Raw genomic sequence first — 23314 nt, forward strand, 5'->3', positions numbered from 1 at the left:
ATCAAGGAAAAAGTAGAAAGGAAAAAGGAAAAAATAAGATGCAGATAGATTTGTTTTTTTGCAATGTTATTCGTTAATATCAAAAGAAATTTTTACTTTTTACTTTTTACTTTTTACTTTTCCCCTTTTCCTTGAAATGCAACCCATCCCCGATCGCACCTTCCAATTCGCTATCCGTATAGTCAAACTTTACCAACATCTCGAAGAATCAAGTGGAGTCGCACGAACGATTGGCAAACAACTACTGCGTTCTGGAACATCTATCGGCGCAAACGTCCAAGAAGGACAAGCAGGACAAAGCAAAGCCGACTTTATTAGCAAAAATTATATTGCACTCAAAGAAGCAAGGGAAACACTCTACTGGCTAAAACTTCTCGCCGCCACAGAAATCATTCCCGAAATTCGCCTCAGTCCCATCTCCCAAGAAGCCGAAGAAATTACCCGAATCTTAGGAGCAATTATTGTCAAGGCAAAAGGAACAATCAAGTAAAAAGGAAAAAGGAAAAATTAAGATGTTAATGGGTTTAGATTTTCCATTATGGTTAGTTAAGATAAAAAGAAATTTTTCCTTTTTCCTTTATACTTTTTCCTTGATCTAGCCAACCTTAGGAGCAGCAATCAGCAAAATCTTTTCCATTAGAGATGGAAAGAGCCGATGACCCCAAACAGCCAGATGACTTTGCCATCCGACAAGGATTTCAGGAGCCTCACGATCTAGCCCCGCAATCAGAGCCTTAGCGACCTGCTTCGGAGTCATCATCGCCACCCAGCGAAACCATTCCAAATCATGCGCCATATCCGTATCAGTAAGAGATGGAAGTAACGCCGACACCTTGATATTGTAAGCAGCCAACTCACCACGCAGCGCCTGAGTAAACCCCACGATCGCAAATTTAGTTGCCGAATAAGTTGCCATCGTCGGCGCAGCGACCTTACCCATCAGGCTAGAGACATTGACAATTCTGCCATTGCGCAGCACCGCCATCCGCCTTGCCACCATCCGCGTGATCGCATACATACCCAGCAAATTGACCTCGATTTCCGATTGCACATCTTGAAAGCGCGATCGCAAAAAAGATGATTGATGCGCCACACCAGCACAGTTAACCAGAATATCAATTGGGCCAAAATCTCGCCATACATGTGCGATCGCAATGTTTACCTCGACTGTCTGCGATAGATCTAGAGGTAAACTCACCGCTTCTATTCCTAAAGCTTCCACTTCCGAAGCAACAGAATTTAATCGTTCAAGATCGCGAGCAACCAAAATCAAACATTTAACACCCTGTTGAGCGAGTTCCAATGCTATCGCTCTTCCAATACCTCGTGAAGCTCCAGTAATTAGAGCCGTTTTTCCACGAACATTCATAAAACCTCCAATATTGAGGTCTCACTAGTTTTACTATTTGTTAATGATGCAAGTTTTCTAGCCTATGCCGCTAACTAAAACTTACACAAAGTAAATTCTGTGAGACGGTTAACAATCTCGTTGCAAACAACTTGTGACCAAACTTCTATATGCGTTGAGTTTTAAAAAGTTTTTGTTCAGTCACGTTGCCCACAACAAGTAAGCAGTCGAAAATCAATCTTTGAAGCCTATCCCCAGTTCTGTCATGTCGTTACCTCCTTTAGGAAACATGGTCTATGCAGTAATAAAGGAAAATCAATACAGACTTTTAACATGGATAAAACCTTACATCTGTTTCCATAATATGTAAAGTATTGTTAAACACACTTTCAATCTGTTTACATAGAGTCATTAACAACTTAATCAAAGCAAACAATGCTTACTCTATCTACTTTACAAGCTTTTATTTATTCAAAATCTAATAGATAATCATCATAAATCAGAAATTAAAAATAAGCCTAAAGAGTTATCTCTAAAGATATAATAAATCCCAAAATATGTACCATCCACGCATCGGATGGTACATATTTTGGGGATTTACTATGCTGAAGGTAAAACAACTGTAAACTTTGTACCCATATTGACTTCACTCTCTATAGTAATTTTTCCAGAATGAGCTTCTACAGCTTGCTTTACTATATATAAACCCATTCCTAATCCCTTGACAGACCCAACATTATCAGCTCTTAAGAATGGCAAAAATAGATTGTTTAAATATTCATCAGGTATACCAATACCATGGTCACCAATACTTAGAAATAACTGCTTTGATTCACAGATCAATTCCACATCAATAGTCCCCCCTTCGTATGAATATTTAATAGCGTTAGAGACCAAGTTCATAAATATATGCCATAGCAGTTTCTTATCTAACTTCAACTTTTGACATTGTCCATGGCTATGAAATTTAATCCGACACTTACGCATACTTTCTTCTGTGTCAAAGCTATCTACAAGTTGTCGGCAATAGGCGATCGTATCTACATTTTCAGGATTAAATGGGAATTTCCCAGATTCAGAACAGGCAATAAATTTCACCTCTTCAAGTAACCAGTTAATATCTTTAATTGCTGATTGAATAGAAGCAAGATTTTTGGCTCTACTTTCTTTAGTTATTTGCTCTTCAAAGGTTTGTAATTTCCAAATTAATAATCGAATTACCGACATTGGCGTTGAAAATTCATGGGATGCCATGGCAAGTAAACGAGACTTTAAAGTATGAAGCTCTTTTTCTTTGTCCAGAGCTTCTTGCAATATTTTTTCTTCATGATGCTTCTTCAGAGCCAGCATGATCGCAACATTAACTTCCGCATATCTAAGTGGCTTAGTGAGATATCCGTAGGGAGAAGTAGCGATCGCTTTTTCTAAAGTCTCAGGATCGCTAAAAGCAGTTAGATAAATTACGGGGATAGCTGCTATTTTATGAATCTCATTAGCCGCAGTGATCCCACTAACTGAACCTCTTAGTTTAATATCCATCAAAACAATATCTGGGATCTGATGATGGATAGAAGCAATTGCGCCATCACTACTATCAGCTATAGCCAGAACTCGATAGCCCCTATCAGCTAAAACATCTGATAGGGCATTTGCAGTAACAAGTTCATCTTCTACAATCAGGACATCAGCGATCGTCTTAGTTTTCACTGCCATATTTTTCACTATGCCTCTATTGCGCCTAAGCTAAATAGCTCTTTGATCCACTTATTGTAATTATACGATTAATATATAAAATTAGCCCAAAAGATAAAGGTTGTCACTCTGTGACAACCTTTATCTTTTGTTATGAAGCCAATTTTGGGATTTTCAGTGCCTCGGACACTGAAAATCCCAAAATTGGTTTTGGCAAATCCCTCGGCATAATTAAAAAATCAGAGACAAAATATGTCCCGCCCGCGCAGCGGGCGGGACATATTTTTGGGTTTTATATTTAATTGTGCCAAGCTACTTAGTTTGAATTGCTGTATTTCCTGAAAATCTATTTTTTGAACGCCTTAACGCGATATGATAATAAATCCTTGCTTCTGAACCTAAACCAACAGAAGCCAAATACTGACCGTAAGGAAAAAATTCAATGACTGTTAAGCGTTTGTACGAAACCATGTATATCCTGCGTCCCGATCTTCCCGATCAGGAAGCCGATGCCGCGATCGCTAAATATCAAGACTTCTTAGTACAACAAGAATCTGAAGATATTACGATTCAACATCGTGGCAGACGCAGATTAGCCTACGACATTAAAGGTCACCGCGAAGGCATTTACATTCAAGTAAATTACACCGCAACTCCTAAAACCATCGAAAGCTTAGAAAAATCCATGCGTCTTGCCGATGATGTGATTCGTTATATGACGATCAAATTAGAGCCAGAAGCCGTTGAAGAAGAAGATGCTGAAGCAATCATTCCTGACGCTGAAGAACCAGTAGCTGTTGCTGAACCAGTAGCTGTTGCTAAACCAGTAGCTGCTGCTGAAATATCTGCTGTTGCTGAACCAGTAGCTGTTGCTGAAGTTGCTGCTGCTGAATAAAACAAAGGCGCTTCACAGCCTTGATTTAGCCAATAAAAAAGCCTCGACTAGTCGAGGCTTTTTTATTGGCTAAATATTAAAAAATTACAGGATGCCCCAGAAGTGCAAAACGCCTTGACCGCTAATTAATTCGATCGCTAATGCGGATACAAATCCGATCATCGCTAAGCGTCCATTCCAGTTTTCAGCACCAGAAGTGAAACCCCAATTCCAAACGTTACGGCTTTCGTCAGACATAATCGAATTACCTTTGTAGTTAGTTAACTTATATTTAGCAATGTAACAGATTATTTAGTTATTCGCAATCTTTCTTTATATTTTCTGCCTTTAGATAGATAAACTTGATATTCGTAAAGACATTCAAGCCAAACCCAAAAAATATAATTGCGGCGCGAAGCGCCGCAATTATATTTTTTGGGTTTGGCTTAGCAACATCTATAGGTGCGATCGCTATCGAATTGGGTAGAATCCAAGAGATATTCACGCAATAATCTACGCAAGGACAAAATTAACTATGCGAAAAATATGGATGCGGCTTCTGGCTGGCTGCTTAGCATTGTTAGTCAATCTGACAACAACTGGCGCAGTATGGGCAGCTAGTCCCAAAAAGTCGGGAGATGCAAAGTTTCAGGGTGTCCCACTTCAGTGCTTCGTGTCATTGGCAGATGCAGGGACATCCCCCGAAGCCAAGGTTGCTGCCTACACTGAAATCGCAGGTAAATATTTAGAATTACAGCGTCCAGACCAAGCTAAGAAAGTTTTAGAAAAAAGCTTAACCACAGCCAACACGATCGCTACGCCATCTCTCCAAGCTTTTGCGCTATTGGATACAGCAGGTCGCCTAACCAAAGCTGAGCAGCCCAAGTTAGCAGTGAATGCGCTTAATGATGCCTTAGCGATCGCCAAAACATTACCCGATCCTGTCGATAGAGTTTTTGCCAACATCAAAATTGCACAAGCCTATGGGGAAGCAGGTAAAAAAGAGAATGCTCAGAATTTACTCGCCGATACAACTCAGGCAACACCTGAGATCATAGATTCCTATGTCCGATCGCGGGCTTTTGCCGCGATCGCCAATGTCTATACCGAGATTGGCGATGATTTTAATTCTGAAGCTTCGATTTCAGCAGCAACTGACTTGTTACCGATGATCGAAGATCCCAATATCAAAGCTAGAGCGCGAGTTGAAATTACTGGTAGCTACGCCCAAGCGGGAAATCATGCCAAAGCGATTGCTTCATTAAATGCGGTCTTCCAAGAATTTGATGCGATGCGTGACAATTCGATCGCTTCGGCAAAAGAAGCGGCAAAGAATGCCAAAACCACTAAAAAACCTACTCTAAAACTAGCGAATAAAGCTTTAAAAGCTAGTGCGCCTAAGGAGGAAAAAGCCACGCCCGATCCTAAAGCTGTCGAACAAGCCGCGATCGCAAATGCTGAACTTTTAAAGACGAGATCGCTTTTTTTGGTTGCAAGTCAATACTTAGTATCCAAGCAATATGACAAAGCCCTAGAAGTTATTGGCAACCTTGATGAGAAATCGATTGAAAAAAGCGTTGGTATAGCCAATGTGGCGATCGCCTACACCAAGGACAAGAAAAACGATGTTGCCATCAAATTATTCGATCAAAGTCTGCAAGGGCTAAGCGCTGTTGCACCTTCAATGGATGTCTTTACGCTACTAGTAGAAATCGGTCGCCAATATCAAGCCATCAAATCGACTGATTTAGCGGCTAAAGCTTGGGATCAATCCTTAGCGATCGCCAAGGATCTACCACAACCCATTGATCGTCTTTTCGCTTTCAATATTGTGGCAAGTACCTATGGTGAATTTGGGCTAACTGAAAAGGTGGAGCCAATTTTGCAAGAGAGTCTTGCGATCGCCAAAACTGCGCCAGATCCCAACATTCGCTCCAGAGCGTACTCAGACATCAGCAGTACCTATTGGGCGATCGGTCAACGCGATAAAGCCAAGGAAATCGCTCAAACCATCGAAAATCCCACAGAGAAATCACAACTAGAAAAGTTATTTGCCTGCGCTGGCTAACAAAAAATGGCGTGCTTTGCACGCCATTTTTATATCAAGTCCCGAAAGTATAGTCACGCTTTCGGGACTTGGAACCCCCAACCTATCGCAATACTCGAATTAGTTAGAAAAAATCACAGCCCAAAGAATAATAGCGGCGCGCCGCGCCGCTATTATTCTTTGGGTTTATAGCAACGCCATTTGGGTGATTGCTATTATTCAGGTAGTTTTAAGGAATTTAAAATTTCCCATCGCTTATCGATAGGAGCTTTTGAGCCGTCAAGACAGTTTGTATCTGTAATTTCAAGAGCAGGCGCATCAGGTGCAATCTTCGGATAGGGAATAGCTAAAATTAATTGCTCGTATAGCCAAGCCGCAGGATCAAAATAACCAGATGGCGATATAGACTCTACTAAGTCACCCGTTTCAATTTCTCGCTCTCTGGGATACTCACTTTCTGGCAAAGGCTCAGCCAGACAAATCCTCTCAGAATTGTCGATCGCCAACCTGTAGTTAAATTGCACCAACGTGCGATCGCAAGTCAAAGTCATAATCGTCGAAGCTTTAGAACTAACTTCGAGAAAAGAGCCAACATGCCTGACACTAATCATCCCTTGTACAGGAGTTAATGTCTCCAGCCCCTCAATAAATTCTTTGAATTCAAAAGTTTCAGTCGCCTCTACGGCTCTAGCAATCTGAGGTATATATAACTTTTCCATTAGCTCTGCAACAACTTGACAATCAAATGACGATTTGGCTCTCGACCCTGACTATGGGTTTCAATATCTGGAAAATCTTCTAAAAGCTGATGAATATGTCTGCGATCGGCAGACGACAATTGCTTAATTACAAACTCAGTTTGCGTCTCGCGAACCTGCCGCACCGCATTTTCTGCCAAAGCCTGTAAGTCAGCTATACGATTTGATCGATAGCCATTTAGTTCGACTGTGTAAAAATTTCGATTTTCCGTTTCGGCATTGTCTGATGGTAAGTGACGATTCAAAAGAATACTGGACAAATACTGTAACGAATCAATTACTATGCCATCTTTCCCAATTAATCTTTGAATTTGATGATCCTGTAAACCATGAGCATTTATCTCTAGCCAATAGTTCTTGGAGCCAGCGGCAACTTGTTCTGGAGATACTTCGGCAATACTAATATCAACCGAAGTCGCATAACCCATCAAACTTAAAAGCTCTTGCAGCCAATTTGCACTTGCTGAAGTATCTTCCATAAACCTTACTTGCCTGATCAAATTTCTATTAAATATAATTCCAATACTAAATTGGGTGACGCTTTACATCACCCAGTTTAGTTAAGAGCCTTTCTTCTTTTTCTTATTAGACGAGTTAGGCTCAAATGGTATAGCAGACTTTGTCGGACTCTTTGTATCACTATCTTTATCGTCAACTACAACTTTAGCTTTGGCATCAACAGTCTTTGTCGTTTCAGATTTGCTAGAGACGCTAGTTTTACTGTCAGACTTAGAGCTAGCTTTAGCTGAAGGCGCAGAATTCGCAGAAACCGCTACCAACTTTTGCAAGTTTTCAGGCAGTGGTTCTTTAGCAACAATAAAGGCTTGCAAAGTTTGGAAAATATTCGCAATCAACATGTAAAGCATTACACCCGATGGCAGTGGGAAAAACAAAAACATACCAGAGAAAATAATTGGTGTGAGTTTGTTCATCGTGTCCTGTTGCGAAGCTTCAGGGGTGGCATTGCTAGGCTTAGGCGTGGATCCACTCGAAATATTTTGGTTGGCATAAAGACTGATGCCGAATCCCAATACCATGATCACGATATCCCAGTTAATGCTGCCATCAGCATTGGTAACACCAGTTTTACCGAGGGCTTTAATGAACAGGAATCCTTTATTTGATGCTAGCCCAGGAACTGTTGCTTGAACTGTTACATCACCAGCTTGCTTGGCAATTACGGTTCCATCATCTAGAACTTCAACCAAGTCTTGCCCCTTAGTCACTTTCCACTTAGTTGTTAGCTCCACATCTGGGTATTCAGTAGCTAGTGCGTTAAAGTCTTTTCCGAGGGAAGTCTGCAACACAATCTTCGATTGCTCACCTATCGCTAAGTTTGTACCGTTTACAGCGGTTGCAAGAACTGGGAAATGCACGCGATCGGCAAAATAAACGTTCTGGCTAGGGGAGGTAAAAGGCTGATGTTGAATCTCGGCTTGATTTTCAGGAGTCGCAATCTGAAAGTTGAGAGAATAATTGATATCTGCAAAGGGCGATCCCCTCAAGGTTGCAAACAAGGCAAACAGGATTGGCAACTGAATTAGTGCAGGGAGACATCCCGACAAAGGATTTCCAAATTCTTTGAAGTTAGCTGAGTTGACCTTTGCTAGCTCTTCTTGCTGCTTAGCGGGATCGCTCTTGTAGCGCTCTTGAACTTCTTTGATTCTTTGTTGCATCACAGGGTTAGCGATTTTCATGCGGCGCATACTGCGAAGCTGATTAGCGCTAACTGGGAACAACACAAAACGTACAACCAACGTTAATGCAATAATTGCCAATCCATAGTTCGGCACGATGCCGTAGAAAAAATCTAGGAAAGGCAACATTATGTTGTTGGAAAGAAAACCTACACCGAAATCCATTTTCTACTTTACTGTTGTGTTTGCATCCGAATGATAACGAATATCACTCATCAAAATTAGGATCGCCCAATAACTAATGTTGGAGAGCGATCCTTAAATATTTTAGGCTTTGCCACCAATCGCGCCACTTATGTCTTGCGCTTTGAGGCTTAGCTTCGATTCGATATATTCGTATGTTTCTCGAAATTTAGGCAAAGATTTTAGTTCAAGGCGAGAACCATCTTTGAGGGTCAGTACCATATCACCCCAACTGCCAAAACCACGAGGAACTGTGACAATCTTGGCAATTTCCGCGTACACAATATCTGTACGGGTTTGACTTCTCCAACCACCTGTTACGGTAATGCGTCGGTTGGTGATCCGATAACGTACCCACAATGCTCTTGCGATCGCGGCAATGCCAAAGGGAATTGTGATCACAAAAATACTCATCAGCAAGCTAATAATTAGATCGCCAATGTGGGGTGCGCCTTCGTAGTAAACTTCCTCGTTAACTGCCATGCAAAACCTTCGCCTTTGCTAATAAATTCTTTAGGTCATCCCAAAGCTCTTGATAACTTGGCTTGCTCTGAACAGTAGTCACTGTTACAACTATTTGCAATCCATTCTTCAATTGTGACAGAAGTTGACGAAAAATGGCGCGAAGTTGACGTTTAAATCGATTACGGGTTACCGCCAACTTGCTGACTTTTTTGCTAACAACTATGCCTATCCTTGTTAAAGGGTCATTGCTATCAAAAAGAATTCGCAGACTCAAGTAAGTGCCTCTGTAGCGATCGCCTTTGGCATATACTTTTGCGAAGTCTTCACGCCGCCGCAGACGGTTTTGATTAGGAAGCACTAGTGATTAACAATTGCAAATCGATTACAAATTATGGTTATGAATTAAATCTAGTAATAGCCGATCGCTAGATCGTTTATACAGTTGTGAGGCGAATCCGACCCCTGCTACGACGCGCTCTGATTACTCGGCGACCTGTAGGCGTTTGCATTCTGGCCCGAAATCCAGAGGTGCGCTTCTTTTTGCGGACACTACCGCGTAGGGTACGTTTTGTCATAACCGTTACTTACTTATTTAGTTTCTAAGGATGTCATTTTTTTTCACAGGCTTCTAAGTATAACACCTGTGTTTAGCCTATGTATAGGATTACCGAAAATCTGCAGGACTCACCAAGTTACAGGTTTATAATTTTCGTCATTTGCGATCGCAACAAAACATCAACGGTTAAACCACCGAGTGCCACATTAGCGCAGGTTGCTTTGATTGACTCACTCATGATTTTTTGGCTGTAGCGAGATCGCCTAATTAAGCCTGTTTCCTATTAAGCATTTCAATCATTAATCGAATATTGTCGGCTTGAGTTTTGGCTGTATCAGACTGGACTTTGACTGATTCAGCTTGGGCTTGTGCTGCAAGGGCTTGGGCTTGGGCTGCATTGGCATAGCGATCGGCGGTTAAAGCTTGCTGTTTAAACACCTCTTTAAATTCGTACAATTCATTTTTGATGTCTACTACATCATTGGCTACCACATCATTTCTTGTATAAAGATGCTCAACTAGGCTGTTGAGATTGTTATTAGTAACTCTAGTCTCTTCTATCAAAGTCTGCACAGACTGAGTTAGAGCCAATAAAGCCGCTTCTAATCGTGGGGCTTCCGTCATTTGTTTTTTGCTCCTTATCTAAGTAATGTTACTGTGTACTGCCTTAAAAACAAAAAAGCGATCGCATTATTTCCTAAACTCTTGCAATAAAACTAACCAGCTTTCGACATTAGCGCGGCTTGCTTTGATGGACTCACTCATGATTTTTTTGCTGTGGTGTGATCGCTTGTGTCCCTTTTAGAAAAAGTTTCCCGCATAAGGATCTCTTTCAGCAGCACGGAGATCGCTTTCTTCTTGAGATTTTTGAAATAGTTTATAAATATCTTCGATGGTTATCAGGCTACTCATAGCTCACTCCAGTCTCTAAACTTTGTTTACAAAATTACTACTTTTTCTTCTTTGCATAGTCTTTAGGAACATCTTCACTATAGCTTTGCCAACCTGTGTGAACTCTTTTCGTAGGGACGTAATCTCCGCTCACTAGTAATGCCATCAAATCTGCGAACATCGTTACTCCAGTATCCACCATGAGCATCCGCCATGCCCAATGCCATACCAGCATGACCATTACCGAAGCGCAAAGCTCCTGACTCTGCACCATTTGCATGCATCCATAGAAATTGATCGGTGAATAGGAAGTTTTTAGCCTTATCATGCTTGATTGCATTGCCTAGAGGATAAGCAATTAGGTCTGAAGCGTGGATAATATTGAGCCACGTGAGAGCCTCGTTGCTTTTTTCTGCAAAATCATCAACTGCTGAGAAGTCGATAGGTTGCCTTAATCGCATAAATAAAAGTGGTGAACCCATCGTGACTAAGCCAGACAATTTCAGCCCATTAGAGTTGAAAAATTTGCGAAATTCGTTGGCGGGATCGTTTTCAGGTAAATCTTTAGCGAAGAGTAGATCCCATAAAACTAATGTGCCAAGCGAGTGTGAAACTATCGTGATTTCTTTGTCTTCAGGATGATTATCAATAAAATCTTGGAATTGACTCAAGATTTGTTTGCGAATTGCTGCACCTTTGTCAACGTTGAGATAAGTCAGGAAGTCACCAAAAAACTTGGCAATGAAGTCTTCACGAGCTTCTTGATAACGATAAATATCATTACCGCAATTATTGAGTGCTCTACACTTATCAGACAAATCTTTTACGTCAGCTCGAACCCAATTAAACAATTGATCGGTTTTACTTTTAAAAGCATGTCCCCAAAAACTTGAGAAAAAAAATGGGTGACTCAACATTCCTTTTGCTAAGGTTTTCCTTAACTTTTCTCTTGAATTGGTCGCCATAACCAGCATCTTGAGTCGCGACCCCGTGAATTAAAAATACGAGCATGAACGCCTACAAGAATCTTTTATGGCTCAATAGGTGTTTCGGGGAGACGCTTTAGTTTAAGTGGCTGAAATGCTTGATGTGTAATAGTTTTAGACTCGGAGGTCTTCGATGTCTGAAGCTCCCGTCATTAAAAGCATTGAGCCTTTTATCATGTTTGACCTCCCCGAAATACCTATAGAGCCTCTTTTATAAGAAGACAATAAAATTTAAAACCTAAAAAGTAAAGGTAGCGTTAAGCGCTACCTTTACTTTTTAACGAATGTACTCTTTTAAAACGCTATTGCGATTAGGATGGCGCAATTTGCGGAGAGCCTTAGCCTCGATTTGGCGGATGCGCTCGCGGGTGACATTGAAGATTTGACCGATTTCTTCGAGCGTCTTCATGCGCCCATCGTCAAGCCCATAACGTAGACGTAAGACATCACGTTCTCTAGGGCTAAGAGTACCGAGGACGCTTTCAAGATCTTCGCGTAATAGGCTCTTAGCAACTTGATCGTCAGGAGTTTCACCTTCAGATTCAATAAAGTCACCAAGGCGAGAGTCTTCTTCCTTACCGATTGGCGTTTCGAGGGAGATCGGCAACTGGGCAGATTTGGCAATAAACCGCAGCTTTTCGATCGTCATCTCCATGCGAGTGGCAATTTCCTCCTCGGTTGGCTTGCGCCCCATTTCTTGGGAAAGCAACTTGGTAGTTTTTTTGATCCGCGAAATGGTTTCGTAAAGGTGAACAGGTAAGCGGATCGTGCGCGATTGATCGGCGATCGCACGAGTAATCGCCTGACGAATCCACCATGTCGCATAGGTCGAGAATTTATAACCCTTTTCATGGTCAAATTTCTCAGCGGCACGGATCAAGCCTAGACTACCCTCTTGGATTAAATCTTGGAAAGACAATCCACGATTCATATACTTTTTAGCGATCGATACCACTAGTCGCAGGTTAGACTGCACCATTTTGTCTTTGGCGCGGCGACCAGAATGTAGTCGTTTGCGAAACTCTCCGAGGGGCATATCCATTTTGACTGCCCAGTCAGCTTCCCTTACGTCGTCAGGATGGCATTCAACTTCGGTAGCTATTTCTTCGCGCTTTAGCTCTAGCTCTAGAAGATCAGCGATTTTTCGAGCAAGCTCAATTTCTTCATCAGCTCTGAGCAAGCGAATACGACCAATTTCTTGGAGATAGAGGCGAATCGAGTCTTCAGTAAAATGTTTTTTCTTAGTCTGGCTAGCTCGTTTTTTAGTCCCCCTTGCCTTGCCAGCTTTGTCAGGGTCATCATCAGGGTCAGCGTCTTCATCTGAGTCATCAATTGAATCGTCCTTTTCGAGTTCGATATCATCATCTAGGTCTTCAAGGTCTTCTTCAATTTCTTCAAGATTTCCGCCAAGTTTGCCAACAGGCAACTTGATTTCAATAGGTAGGTCGATGGCTGTTTTGCTCATGCCAGATTCCTCAGATCCGTACTGTCTAAAACTTTGTGCTACGGGGAATTACACCTAGATGATTGTAGCTTGCCAAATATAAAAATGGTGGTTTGGGCTACTTAAAATTATGAAAAACCTGTCTAAGGGTTAATTTACAATTCTTGAATTTAGTCAAACTAGCGTAATTCCTACTTATATATTTATAGTCTAACGATGGCAAACCCGATTATAAAAAAAATTTTTTGACAAAAGAATTTTGGCAACTATTGCCATAATCACTTCACACGAAACCCAATCAAAACGTAAAAGATTAGTATGGTGCAAAGCTCTATATGTAGCTATAGCCACTTACTGTTAGGACAAAACCAAAACCCAAAAGAGAGTTGCGATGCTTAGCGCCGCAACTCTCTTTTGGGTTTTATTTCTTAACTCACTTGGCTATAGCTACATTATCTTTTGAGTTTTATGCGCTAACGAGACTGGAGAAAGCTCTAAATAAAGCCCACATAGATTAAGAGACGGCGCTTTGCGCCTCTTACTGTGTGGGCTTTACAATTGCTATGCCTATACATAAAGCGATCGCCAAAAAATATCTTCAAAAAATCGATGCGGTTAAAAGCTACATTTATTAAGTATTATTAAATTTTGATTATGCCTAAGACTAATAAAATATCCCTAGCTTCAATTGGTTTGTATGTTGGCGCAATTCTATTTGTAGTAGGGTTTTGGGCTTATGCTAAAGGAAATTCCACGCTAAATCTGATTGGTTTTTTCTATGGTTTTCCAATTTTATTGGGAGGATTTGCTTTTAAGTCTTCGGAAGTAACACCAATACCTGTAATTGTTCCTGAATCTAAAGCGGTTCTAGCTTTGCGTAATTTACAAGAAACTTCAACACAAAAGCAGTTACGCAAAGATGTAACCCGCTATCGTTACGGTGTCAAGGCGCATTTAGATGAAATTTTAGAAAAACTAGGGATGAGTCCTACCGATGAGGAGCGCCCAGTCTTAGTTGGCATCTACGAGGAAATTTCACAATCCGTAGAAACTAAGGAAGCCTACAGTTTAGTTTTACGTTTTCGATCGCCATTGATGGATTTTGCGACTTGGCAACAAAAACAAGACAAATTAACGCGATTTTTTGGTCCTGGAATCTTAGCCGTTGTTACAGAATTAGAAAATAAGGAAGTTGATTTAAAGTTGATTTCGGTAAAATAAAAAGCCAGTTTTTTGTGGCGCAGCTTCGTCTCGCCACAAAAAACTGGCTTTTTATTTTGTATGTATTTAAGCAGTTTGGGGATAGCGGTATTCAGTGGCTTTAGTCTCTTTGATAGCTTTGGTAGCGAGCGCAAGATCGGGAAAATTAGTTAGTTTCCCGACAGATACTGTGCCTGCTTTGGCGGTACGTCCCGATCGCAGTGCTGATATTTTTACGCTCAAGCAGAGATCGCCTGATAAGCCGTTAATTTTGATGGCGGCGAGTTGGGAAGAATTTCTCCCATTTCTAGATATAGCTCATCCTGATTTAGCGATTTGGCAACAAACTGCTCAGAAATATTTTGCAGGCGCGGTGACTCTAGTTTTGCCAGCTAGCGATCGCGGATGTATTTTAAATCAAGGCTTTACTACCCTAGGAGTGAGAATTCCTGATAGTAAAACAGCGATCGCCATTTTGCAGCAGACAGGAGCAATGCTAACCACGAGTGCCAATAAAAGTAACGAGCCGCCTTTACGCAAAATGATCGAAATTAATAATTCTTTTCCCTCAGTAATGACTTTGGGAGATGGGATCGACATTACTGAACGATCTGGTAGTGGACTGCCATCAACTGTAGTGGAATGGACGAAAGATGGTTGGTTAGTTCGTCGCCAAGGTGCTGTCAGTTTTTACAGCGTAAAGCACTGAATTAAAACCCAGTATATTTATTGAAAGTGTTGCTTCGCAACACTTTCAATAAATATACTGGGTTTGTTCAATCCAAACAAAAAAAGGGCGCGAAGCGCCCTTTTTTGTTTAGATTGTTTGCCAATCTCGTGAGAATTTTTCTAGGTTGGCTGTAGTTAGCTCTTTTTCTAACCATTGCAACGCTGTTACTTGACTAGGAAATTTCTGACTGTCGTAGTCTTGAAACACATCCACCAGAGAAATAGCGATCGCCGTTTGTTCTGAGGCAAGTGACCAACGTTGGAAAAACTGTTGCATAGTCTGTGCTGGCAAAGAAGTTTGCAAATTTTCCAATGCAGTAAGCTGGTTTGCCGAGCGCGTATAAACTTTTACAGCAGCAGTCAGATTGATAAGTTGTAGTTGAGGATTGTTGGTTGTAGGTTCAATAGGTTGTGTCGGCGTAAATGGAGTAGTTGTGCCTGTACCTGTTCCTGTATTGAGGTTTGACCAATCTTGGCGAAATTGAGCGATCGTCTGTGACAAGAGTTGGCTTTGTAACCATTGCAAAGCAAGATTTTGGTTGAGCATTTGGGCATTGTTATAACCACTGAAGGCATCTTGCAAAGATGTAGCTGTAGTTGCTAGTCCAGAGGCAATTTGCCAACGCTGAAAGAATTGCTGCAATATTTCTGGGGTGACACTTGCCTGCAAGTTGTTAATTGCGGCGGTTTGATTTGGCAATCTAGCGCGGCTATAACTATTTGCAGCATCGACTAGGCTAATTGGACTTGCGGTCGGAACTGGTGATGGCGTGTTAACACTTGGATTATTAGCTGTTACTGGAGTCGTTGGGGAAGGGACAAAAATCGAAGGTGTTGGGATTGGCGATGGAGTTGCTGGGGTTGGGGTCGGCGATGATGGGCGTACAATCTCCACAACTGTGACGGGTGGGGTGACATCAGCGATCGCTGGCGCTTGCAATTTTTTCCATGTTTGTTCTCCCACTTTGCCATCAATGGTCAATCCATTAGCGCGTTGAAATGCGGCGATCGCATCCCTTGTACCCACGCCAAAATCACCATCAATGCGACCTTGGTAATAGCCTTTGTCTTTGAGCAGTTGTTGCGCTTGAGAAACAGCAGCGCCCTTGGAGCCTGGTAACAATGTTTGCAATCCCTGAGATGAAGTCGGTATGCCCGCCCGCAGTTTAGCCCAGCTAGAACTACCAACAATGCCATCAGGTACTAATCCATTCGCTTTTTGAAATTTCAGGACAGCATTTGTTGTACCAGCACCAAAATCGCTGTCAATTTTGCCACTATAAAATCCTTTACTTTGGAGAAGTTGCTGCAACTCAGCGACAGCATTACCCTTACTACCTTGTCTTAATATCGAGTCCATAATTAGCCCAAATCTATGAAAGTTTATGGTCTGTAATTGGCTCATAATCTATACTTTAGAGAATAGAAGTGGTGCTTTGAACCATTTTTATTCTCTAAAGTTAAAAATAGAGTACACGAGCATCTAGTCCTTGCGATCGCAAGAAATGTTTCAAAGATTCGGCGGCATCGCGATTTGGATATCCGCCCGCATAAATATAGTCGCCACGACCTGACTTTGCCACAAACGCGCTAGGAATAAATTGTCTTACTTGGTCTAAAGTTGCCATAGATCGCATGGGAACTGCGGTAACGTAGCGATATTGTGCCGAATTCTCAATGCTATTTGTAGAGTAATTGCTAGGCAAATAACTCGGCAAGGTTACATAGGGTGAAGTATTAGCAGGTTGAGTCGGCTGAAAAGTTTGGGAGGTTTGATAAGCCTGCTGTGCGGCTACGCCGCGTCGTTGTAATTCTCTGGTCACAGAGTCTGCGGTCGAAGCATCGAATGACCCTGCGACAATGGAGGTCTGTCCATTAACTGAAGCAACTACAGGATTAGTGACGACTTGTCTTGCAATATCCAGAGTTACAGGATTATTACCTGCTATATAGACAACAACATTGCCTAGTTGTGCCGCAGCATTTGCGATCGCCACATTCCAAAACCCCAAACTCGCGATCGCTAAGCTGATAGCTTGTTTTGCCCAGTCTGATATCTTCATCGTTGTTTAGACCTTTAACCCTAAAGCGACTTAATTGCTCATGAACCTAAGCTAATTCTATCGTAAGTACCTTGGCATAATTAAAAACCTAAAAACTGTACTGCCCGCGCAGCGGGCAGTACAGTTTTTAGGTTTTCTGAAATTATAAATTCCAGCCCTTAGCTAATAGATTCTCCGAGATTGACTCATGCCATTGCCCCAGCAATACCCCAAATTCCTCTGTATGTAGACCTTTGCACCATAACATCAACGCATCTTCGCCCGTTACTTCATAATATTTGGGTCTTCGACCAATTTCCTTAAAGCCAAAACTTTCGTATAGAGCGATCGCCACATGATTAGATTCACGTACTTCGAGGGTTGCCCATTCTAAGTTGCGATCGCGAGCTTTTTTAAGCAAGCCCCAGACCAACGACTTACCAAAACCTTGACCTTGATATTCAGGTCGGACTGCTAATACTGTTATATGTGCTTCTTCTAGAACTGACCATAAACAGCCAAAACCCAGTAACTCATAATTCTCGGTAGTTAAGCCCAACATAAGGCTACTGGGATTGTCGATTTCACGCTGATAGGCTTCTAAGCTCCAAAAATCACCAAGACATGCGCAATCGATCGCCCGTAGTTGCGATAAAAATTTTTGATCAATCTCACTTAGATAGATTCGCGTCGAAAGGCTCATGTGTTGTAATTATCTAAAGATTTATGAGGATGTATGGTTTCGCCACACATCCGAACCTGATCAAAACGGATTATCGATCAATGTCAGAATTCATGCCAATTGTATATCTCAGCGTAGTTAGCTTTTTTGCTTGGATTGTTAGCACTCTGGCGGGTGGTGGCAGCCCCTTCATTTTAATTCCATTAGTCAGTCTACTCATGGGAGCCGCCGCCGTTCCCCCTGTAATTACAATTGGCATGTTTTTTGGTAATGCCCATCGAGTTTTGCTATTTTGGCGCGATATTGACTGGGTATTAACAGCTTGGTATGCACCTGGCGCGATCGCAGGCGCAGTCTTGGGCGCATATACCTTTACCAAAATCCATCTAGATTGGCTGCAAATAGTGATTGCAATATTCCTAATTGTGAGTGCAGTTTTATTTGAACTAGAAAAAAGTCCCGAAAAAACCGTTGCCGAAGATAAGGCAAAACAGATCAAACTGGTCGATAACTCCAAAGAGTTAGAAGAGATCGAGGAACTCATCGAGATCAATCAGTTAGGTGAATTGACCGAATTGAGCGATCTAGAGCAGTCAGCGTTAATTCCTGAAAAAGTAAAGCCCAAATTTCAACTCAAAGCTTGGCATATCATGCCTGCGGGTTTCCTCAAAGCCTATGTATCAGGTTTAGTCGGAACAACTGGACCCGTATTAAATCCTTTCTATCTCCGCTATGGCTTAGTCAAAGAGAAAATGCTTGCCACTAAAGCCACGCACATGACGATCATTCATCTAGTCAAAATTGTCACCTACGGGCTACTGGCTGCCATGTCGAAGGAACAAATAATTGCAGGACTCGCGATCGGTTTGTCGGCGATACCTGCCAATCTTGTTGGGAAATATATCCTCAGTCGGATGAGTCCCCACCAGTTTCGCCAAGTGGTACTTGCTTTTATGGCGATCGGTGGAACATGGATGCTTTGGGGGCAACGCGATTTGTTTTTTAATTTGTTTTAATTTTGTTGAAGGATCTCTATAGCAAAGCGCCTACTTAATCGGTTTCGCAAGCAACAAAAAACTAAAAATGATAAGTAAAACGACCCGTAAAAAGCAAAAATTATCCCTAAGAGGTAACTTTAAACTTTGGTTAAAAAGGGTGAGATCCGTACACACAGAATGCTGTTGATGCTGTGCTAGTATTTACTTTAACCAGAACGCAGCAAAGTATGGGGAAACGCCATGTTTGAACGCTTTACAGAAAAAGCAATTAAAGTCATCATGCTGGCTCAAGAGGAAGCTCGCCGCCTCGGTCATAACTTTGTCGGCACAGAGCAAATTCTATTGGGTCTGATCGGAGAAGGAACTGGCGTGGCCGCCAAAGTACTGAAGTCGATGGGTGTAAACCTCAAAGATGCACGGATTGAGGTTGAGAAAATCATCGGACGCGGCTCTGGTTTTGTCGCGGTAGAAATCCCTTTCACACCTCGCGCCAAGAGAGTCCTAGAGTTGTCCTTAGAAGAAGCTCGCCAGTTGGGACATAACTACATCGGTACTGAGCATCTATTGCTAGGACTAATTCGCGAAGGCGAAGGTGTGGCCGCTAGAGTTTTAGAAAATCTGGGCGTAGACTTGTCCAAAGTCCGTACACAAGTAATCCGTATGTTGGGTGAGACTGCTGAAGTCTCCGCAGGTGGCGGTTCGTCAGGACGCACCAAAACACCAACCCTTGACGAGTTTGGCTCAAACCTGACCCAGCTTGCCCAAGATGGCAAACTCGATCCTGTTGTGGGTCGTGAAAAAGAGATTGAACGAGTAATCCAAATTCTCGGTCGCCGCACCAAAAACAACCCTGTTTTGATCGGTGAACCTGGTGTCGGTAAAACTGCGATCGCTGAAGGGCTAGCACAGCGGATTTCTAATAGTGACATACCAGATATTCTCCAAGAAAAGCGAGTTGTCACTTTAGATATTGGTTTGCTGGTCGCTGGCACAAAGTATCGGGGTGAATTTGAGGAACGCCTCAAAAAGATCATGGAAGAGATCCGCACTGCTGGCAATGTGATCTTAGTAATTGATGAAGTTCACACCTTGATCGGTGCTGGTGCTGCGGAAGGCGCGATCGATGCCGCCAACATTCTTAAGCCTGCCCTTGCGCGTGGCGAACTACAATGCATCGGCGCAACTACCCTTGACGAATATCGCAAGCACATCGAACGTGATGCTGCTCTCGAACGGCGCTTCCAGCCTGTCATGGTCGGTGAGCCTAGTGTCGAAGAAACTATCGAGATTTTGATTGGTTTACGTCAACGTTACGAAGAGCATCACAAGCTGAAGATCGATGATGCAGCATTAGTTGCCGCTGCGAAACTAGCCGATCGCTATATCAGCGATCGCTTCTTGCCCGACAAGGCGATCGATTTAATGGATGAAGCAGGATCGCGGGTGCGCTTGATCAACTCGCAGTTACCTCCCGCTGCCAAAGAACTTGACAAAGAATTACGTCAAGCTCTCAAGGACAAGGATGATGCGGTTCGCAAACAAGACTTTGATAAAGCCGCCGAATTGCGCGATCGCGAAATCGATCTCAAACAACAAATTCGCGCCCTCAGCCAAACCAAAAAGGCGGAAACTCCAGCCGAAGATGCACCTGAGATTCATGTAACAGAAGAAGACATCGCCTACATCGTCAGTTCTTGGACTGGCGTACCTGTTCTCAAAATTACTGAATCCGAATCAGTCAAGCTCATGCAGATGGAAGAAACCCTGCATAGCCGCGTCATCGGTCAAGACGAAGCCGTTAAAGCAATTTCTCGCGCAATCCGTCGTGCTCGCGTCGGTCTCAAGAGTCCCGATCGCCCGATCGCTAGTTTTATCTTCTCAGGTCCTACAGGAGTTGGTAAGACAGAGCTAACCAAGGCTCTTGCCGCTTACTTCTTTGGTTCAGAAGATGCGATGATTCGCCTCGACATGTCCGAATACATGGAGCGTCACACCGTATCGAAATTGATCGGCTCGCCCCCAGGCTATGTGGGCTACAACGAAGGTGGTCAACTTACCGAAGCAGTACGTCGCAAGCCTTATACCGTAGTTTTATTCGATGAAATCGAAAAAGCTCACCCCGATGTCTTTAACTTACTCTTGCAAGTACTCGAAGACGGGCGCTTGACGGACTCCAAGGGTCGCACTGTTGACTTCAAGAATACCTTGTTGATCATGACATCCAACGTCGGCTCCAAGGTAATCGAAAAAGGTGGCGGTGGACTTGGCTTTGACTTCGCAGCTAGCCAAGAAGATGCGCTTTATACCCGCATCCGATCGCTAGTTAATGAAGAGCTGAAGCAATATTTCCGCCCAGAGTTCCTCAACCGTCTCGACGAAATCATCGTCTTCCGTCAGTTGACTAAGCCCGAAGTCAAAGAGATTGCCGATCTCATGCTCAATGAGTTCTTCAAACGGATGCTCGACAAGGATATTGTCCTTACGGTAACTGAGAGATTTAAAGATCTGCTCGTCCAAGAAGGCTATAACCCTAGCTACGGTGCACGTCCATTACGTCGCGCGATCATGCGCTTGCTCGAAGATTCTCTTGCAGAAGAGATCCTGACAGGTAAAGTGCGTGAAGGCGCATCTGTACAGGTGGATGTCGATGACGATGGCAAGGTCAAAGTGATCGAACAAGAAGCTCTAAGCGGCTCTGAAAATAACCTTCAGTTGCTGCCATCAGCTTAAGATAGATAAAGGCAAGCCCTACGCTAAGCGCGGGGCTTACCTTTGTCTGGATGTAGGTAATTTGCATAGCGCTAAATTTAAAACAAGCTTCATGAATGCCAACCAGCGTAATATTGCCGTGAAATCTAATCCTCTGCCTCCTACAAAATTACAGTCGGTCGCAGGGGATTTGTCATCTGCGGAGATGCCTGAAGTTATTGTTGTGGCTCAAAATGACGAGTATGTCGGTAATGTGCCTGCTCCTCTAACTGTCGCAGATGTCGAGGGTGGTGAGCTTAAGCCTATCCCCACCAGCAAGCCTGCGAAAAAATCTCAGCCCGATCCAGAACCCGATCCAGAAATCTCGCAGGTTCGTTTTAAAACGCTTGATGGAAAACTGAATCTGTTGTTACCAACTGACAAAAAAGTCAAGTTACCATTTAATAAGTCGAACGATGATAGCGAATTTCAAGCAGTCGGCTTAGATAGTAGCCAGTCAAATAATTCTGAGACTTCACTGCTAACCTTGAGCTGGGAAGAAATACTTTCTCAGTTAGAGCAACGCATGGCGGCGAGCGGTCACGACTGGAAGCCCCGCACACAGGTATATTTACAATCAGGCGATCGCCTATTAGATACACGCCAACTCCAAGAGTTGTCCGAGTCACTGCAAAACTATCAACTTTTGCTACATTGTATTGTCACCAATCGTCGCCAAACTGCAATTAATGCTGCTAGCATGGGCTTTTGCATAGAGCAAGGTACAATCTTTCGTGAACTGCTAGGATTTAATCCGATTCCTAATGCACCGACGGATGATCCGCTATACATTAAGATGACGGTAAGATCTGGTACAGAAATTAGGCATTCTGGCAGTATTATTATCTTCGGTGATGTCAATGCTGGCGCAGAGCTACTCTCTGAAGGCGATATTATTGTGTGTGGCAAGCTAAAAGGCATGGCTCATGCTGGTGCTAAAGGCAACGCCCAAGCAGTGGTTATGGCTTTACACCTAGATGCTACTCAAATTAGGATTGCCAGCTTTATCGCCCGTGTTGAGAGTCCAAGCACATCTTTCTGTCCAGAAGTCGCATTTGTGAGTACGCAAGGTACACCTGCAATTAAAATTGTTCAAGTTGTTGATTTTTCAGCATTTAATCATTCTTCGCTCAACTATCCCTCGCTAATCAGTAATTCGTAAACATGAGTCGCATTATCGTTGTTACCTCTGGTAAAGGTGGTGTCGGCAAGACCACATCTTCAGCAAATCTCGGCATGGCGCTCGCCAAACTAGGACGCAAAGTGGTCTTGGTGGATGCTGACTTTGGCTTACGCAATCTCGATCTGTTATTGGGACTAGAAAATCGCATCGTGTATACAGCCCTAGAGGTAATTGCGCGAGAATGCAAACTCGATCAAGCCCTAGTCAAAGACAAGCGTCAACCCAACCTGTCTTTATTGGCGGCTCCGCAAACGCGCAACAAAACTGCCATTACGGCAGCACATATGAAGGCGCTTGTAGAGGTTTTAGGCAGATATTTTGATTATGTTTTGATCGACTGCCCCGCAGGCATTGAGTCAGGATTTCAAAATGCAATTGCTGGTGCGAAAGAAGCGATCGTGGTGACGACCCCCGAAATTTCGGCGGTACGAGATGCCGATCGCGTAGTTGGGTTACTCGAAGCCAATCGAATTACGGATATTAAATTAATTCTGAATCGTATCCGTCCTGCGATGGTACAAAACAACGACATGATGAGTGTCGAAGATGTGCTGGATATTTTGTCAGTCAAATTGATTGGCGTAATTCCTGATGACGAACAGGTGATCGTTTCTACAAATAAAGGGGAACCATTGGTGTTGTCAGATAAGCCATCGCTGGCAGGCACTGCCTATGAAAATGTGGCAAAACGCCTTGAAGGAAAAAATATTGAGTTTTTAAAACTCGAAGCTCCTCCTAAAGGATTTTTTGCCCGTCTGTCAAGTTGGATTAGTGGGAACTCCTGAGGTTTG

Annotated in this window: 24 protein-coding genes; 9 read left to right on the plus strand and 15 right to left on the minus strand. The window is 42.8% G+C overall.

Annotation, left to right across the window (positions count from 1 at the left end; all coding sequences use genetic code 11):
* Window positions 1–136 precede the first annotated feature (136 nt).
* Window positions 137–490, plus strand: coding sequence for a four helix bundle protein (locus APA_RS11130; RefSeq protein ID WP_201322348.1), 354 nt, complete (start codon window positions 137–139; stop codon window positions 488–490).
* 105 nt (window positions 491–595) lie between these two features.
* On the opposite strand, the gene APA_RS11135 is transcribed toward APA_RS11130, so the two are convergent.
* Both APA_RS11135 and APA_RS11140 read right to left on the minus strand, forming a co-directional pair.
* A complete protein-coding gene (locus APA_RS11135) occupies window positions 596–1369 on the minus strand; it encodes an SDR family oxidoreductase (protein ID WP_201322349.1) in 774 nt (257 codons plus the stop codon).
* 579 nt (window positions 1370–1948) lie between these two features.
* Complete coding sequence (locus APA_RS11140; protein WP_201322350.1) at window positions 1949–3061, minus strand: ATP-binding protein; 1113 nt, start codon at window positions 3059–3061, stop codon at window positions 1949–1951.
* Window positions 3062–3482: 421 nt separating this feature from the next.
* On the opposite strand from APA_RS11140, the gene rpsF reads away from it, so the two are divergent.
* Window positions 3483–3935, plus strand: a complete 453-nt coding sequence (gene rpsF / locus APA_RS11145; RefSeq protein WP_236579508.1) for a 30S ribosomal protein S6 — start codon at window positions 3483–3485, stop codon at window positions 3933–3935.
* Between the two features lie 84 nt (window positions 3936–4019).
* Here the strand turns inward: rpsF and APA_RS11150 are convergent, their stop codons facing one another.
* A complete protein-coding gene (locus tag APA_RS11150) occupies window positions 4020–4172 on the minus strand; it encodes a chlorophyll A-B binding protein (protein WP_094534911.1) in 153 nt (50 codons plus the stop codon).
* A 277-nt stretch (window positions 4173–4449) separates the two neighbouring features.
* Between APA_RS11150 and APA_RS11155 the strand changes: the two genes are divergently transcribed.
* Window positions 4450–5982, plus strand: coding sequence for a lipopolysaccharide assembly protein LapB (locus tag APA_RS11155; RefSeq protein ID WP_201322351.1), 1533 nt, complete (start codon window positions 4450–4452; stop codon window positions 5980–5982).
* 194 nt (window positions 5983–6176) lie between these two features.
* On the opposite strand, the gene APA_RS11160 is transcribed toward APA_RS11155, so the two are convergent.
* From APA_RS11160 to rpoD, 9 genes are all read right to left on the minus strand, one after another.
* Entirely contained in the window at window positions 6177–6680 is a 504-nt protein-coding gene (locus tag APA_RS11160; protein ID WP_201322352.1) for a DUF177 domain-containing protein, read from the minus strand.
* The gene (locus tag APA_RS11165; RefSeq protein ID WP_201322353.1) at window positions 6680–7198 is read right to left on the minus strand and encodes a R3H domain-containing nucleic acid-binding protein; all 519 of its coding nucleotides are present in this window, start codon (window positions 7196–7198) and stop codon (window positions 6680–6682) included. The genes APA_RS11160 and APA_RS11165 overlap by 1 nt, the downstream gene beginning before the upstream one ends.
* 81 nt (window positions 7199–7279) lie before the next feature.
* Window positions 7280–8581: a membrane protein insertase YidC gene (gene yidC, locus APA_RS11170; RefSeq protein WP_201322354.1), complete on the minus strand. Its 1302-nt coding sequence runs from the start codon at window positions 8579–8581 to the stop codon at window positions 7280–7282.
* Window positions 8582–8683: 102 nt separating this feature from the next.
* A complete protein-coding gene (locus APA_RS11175) occupies window positions 8684–9082 on the minus strand; it encodes a PH domain-containing protein (protein ID WP_201322355.1) in 399 nt (132 codons plus the stop codon).
* The gene (gene rnpA / locus APA_RS11180; RefSeq protein WP_201322356.1) at window positions 9072–9422 is read right to left on the minus strand and encodes a ribonuclease P protein component; all 351 of its coding nucleotides are present in this window, start codon (window positions 9420–9422) and stop codon (window positions 9072–9074) included. Before rnpA ends, APA_RS11175 begins: the two co-directional genes overlap by 11 nt.
* Window positions 9423–9498: 76 nt before the next feature.
* Entirely contained in the window at window positions 9499–9639 is a 141-nt protein-coding gene (gene rpmH, locus APA_RS11185; RefSeq protein WP_201322357.1) for a 50S ribosomal protein L34, read from the minus strand.
* A gap of 248 nt (window positions 9640–9887) precedes the next feature.
* On the minus strand, window positions 9888–10244 hold the full coding sequence (locus APA_RS11190; protein WP_201322358.1) for a hypothetical protein: 357 nt from the start codon (window positions 10242–10244) through the stop codon (window positions 9888–9890).
* A 365-nt stretch (window positions 10245–10609) separates the two neighbouring features.
* On the minus strand, window positions 10610–11476 hold the full coding sequence (locus APA_RS11195) for a hypothetical protein (RefSeq protein WP_201322359.1): 867 nt from the start codon (window positions 11474–11476) through the stop codon (window positions 10610–10612).
* A 298-nt stretch (window positions 11477–11774) separates the two neighbouring features.
* Window positions 11775–12962, minus strand: coding sequence for an RNA polymerase sigma factor RpoD (gene rpoD / locus APA_RS11200; RefSeq protein ID WP_201322360.1), 1188 nt, complete (start codon window positions 12960–12962; stop codon window positions 11775–11777).
* 633 nt (window positions 12963–13595) lie between these two features.
* Here rpoD and APA_RS11205 point away from each other — a divergent pair.
* Window positions 13596–14162 carry a DUF2854 domain-containing protein gene (locus tag APA_RS11205; RefSeq protein WP_236579509.1) on the plus strand — a complete coding sequence of 189 codons (567 nt, stop codon included), beginning with the start codon at window positions 13596–13598 and terminating at the stop codon, window positions 14160–14162.
* A gap of 94 nt (window positions 14163–14256) precedes the next feature.
* Window positions 14257–14850, plus strand: coding sequence for an L-threonylcarbamoyladenylate synthase (locus APA_RS11210; protein ID WP_201322361.1), 594 nt, complete (start codon window positions 14257–14259; stop codon window positions 14848–14850).
* Between the two features lie 108 nt (window positions 14851–14958).
* Here APA_RS11210 and APA_RS11215 read toward each other — a convergent pair whose 3' ends face one another.
* The 3 genes from APA_RS11215 to rimI form a co-directional block, all read right to left on the minus strand.
* The gene (locus tag APA_RS11215) at window positions 14959–16230 is read right to left on the minus strand and encodes a peptidoglycan-binding protein (RefSeq protein ID WP_201322362.1); all 1272 of its coding nucleotides are present in this window, start codon (window positions 16228–16230) and stop codon (window positions 14959–14961) included.
* A gap of 100 nt (window positions 16231–16330) precedes the next feature.
* Window positions 16331–16933: a hypothetical protein gene (locus tag APA_RS11220; RefSeq protein WP_201322363.1), complete on the minus strand. Its 603-nt coding sequence runs from the start codon at window positions 16931–16933 to the stop codon at window positions 16331–16333.
* Window positions 16934–17075: 142 nt separating this feature from the next.
* Entirely contained in the window at window positions 17076–17615 is a 540-nt protein-coding gene (rimI, locus tag APA_RS11225) for a ribosomal protein S18-alanine N-acetyltransferase (RefSeq protein ID WP_201322364.1), read from the minus strand.
* 80 nt (window positions 17616–17695) lie between these two features.
* Between rimI and APA_RS11230 the strand changes: the two genes are divergently transcribed.
* The 4 genes from APA_RS11230 (at window position 17696) to minD (ending at window position 23308) form a co-directional block, all read left to right on the plus strand.
* A complete protein-coding gene (locus APA_RS11230) occupies window positions 17696–18610 on the plus strand; it encodes a sulfite exporter TauE/SafE family protein (protein WP_236579510.1) in 915 nt (304 codons plus the stop codon).
* A 222-nt stretch (window positions 18611–18832) separates the two neighbouring features.
* Window positions 18833–21322, plus strand: a complete 2490-nt coding sequence (locus tag APA_RS11235) for an ATP-dependent Clp protease ATP-binding subunit (protein ID WP_201322365.1) — start codon at window positions 18833–18835, stop codon at window positions 21320–21322.
* 91 nt (window positions 21323–21413) lie between these two features.
* Entirely contained in the window at window positions 21414–22502 is a 1089-nt protein-coding gene (gene minC, locus APA_RS11240) for a septum site-determining protein MinC (RefSeq protein ID WP_201322366.1), read from the plus strand.
* Window positions 22503–22504: 2 nt separating this feature from the next.
* Window positions 22505–23308 (plus strand): septum site-determining protein MinD, encoded by an 804-nt coding sequence (minD, locus tag APA_RS11245; protein WP_103669614.1) that lies wholly within the window; start codon window positions 22505–22507, stop codon window positions 23306–23308.
* The last annotated feature ends 6 nt before the right edge of the window (window positions 23309–23314 follow it).

This window comes from Pseudanabaena sp. lw0831 (assembly GCF_016584665.1).
Taxonomy (GTDB): domain Bacteria; phylum Cyanobacteriota; class Cyanobacteriia; order Pseudanabaenales; family Pseudanabaenaceae; genus Pseudanabaena.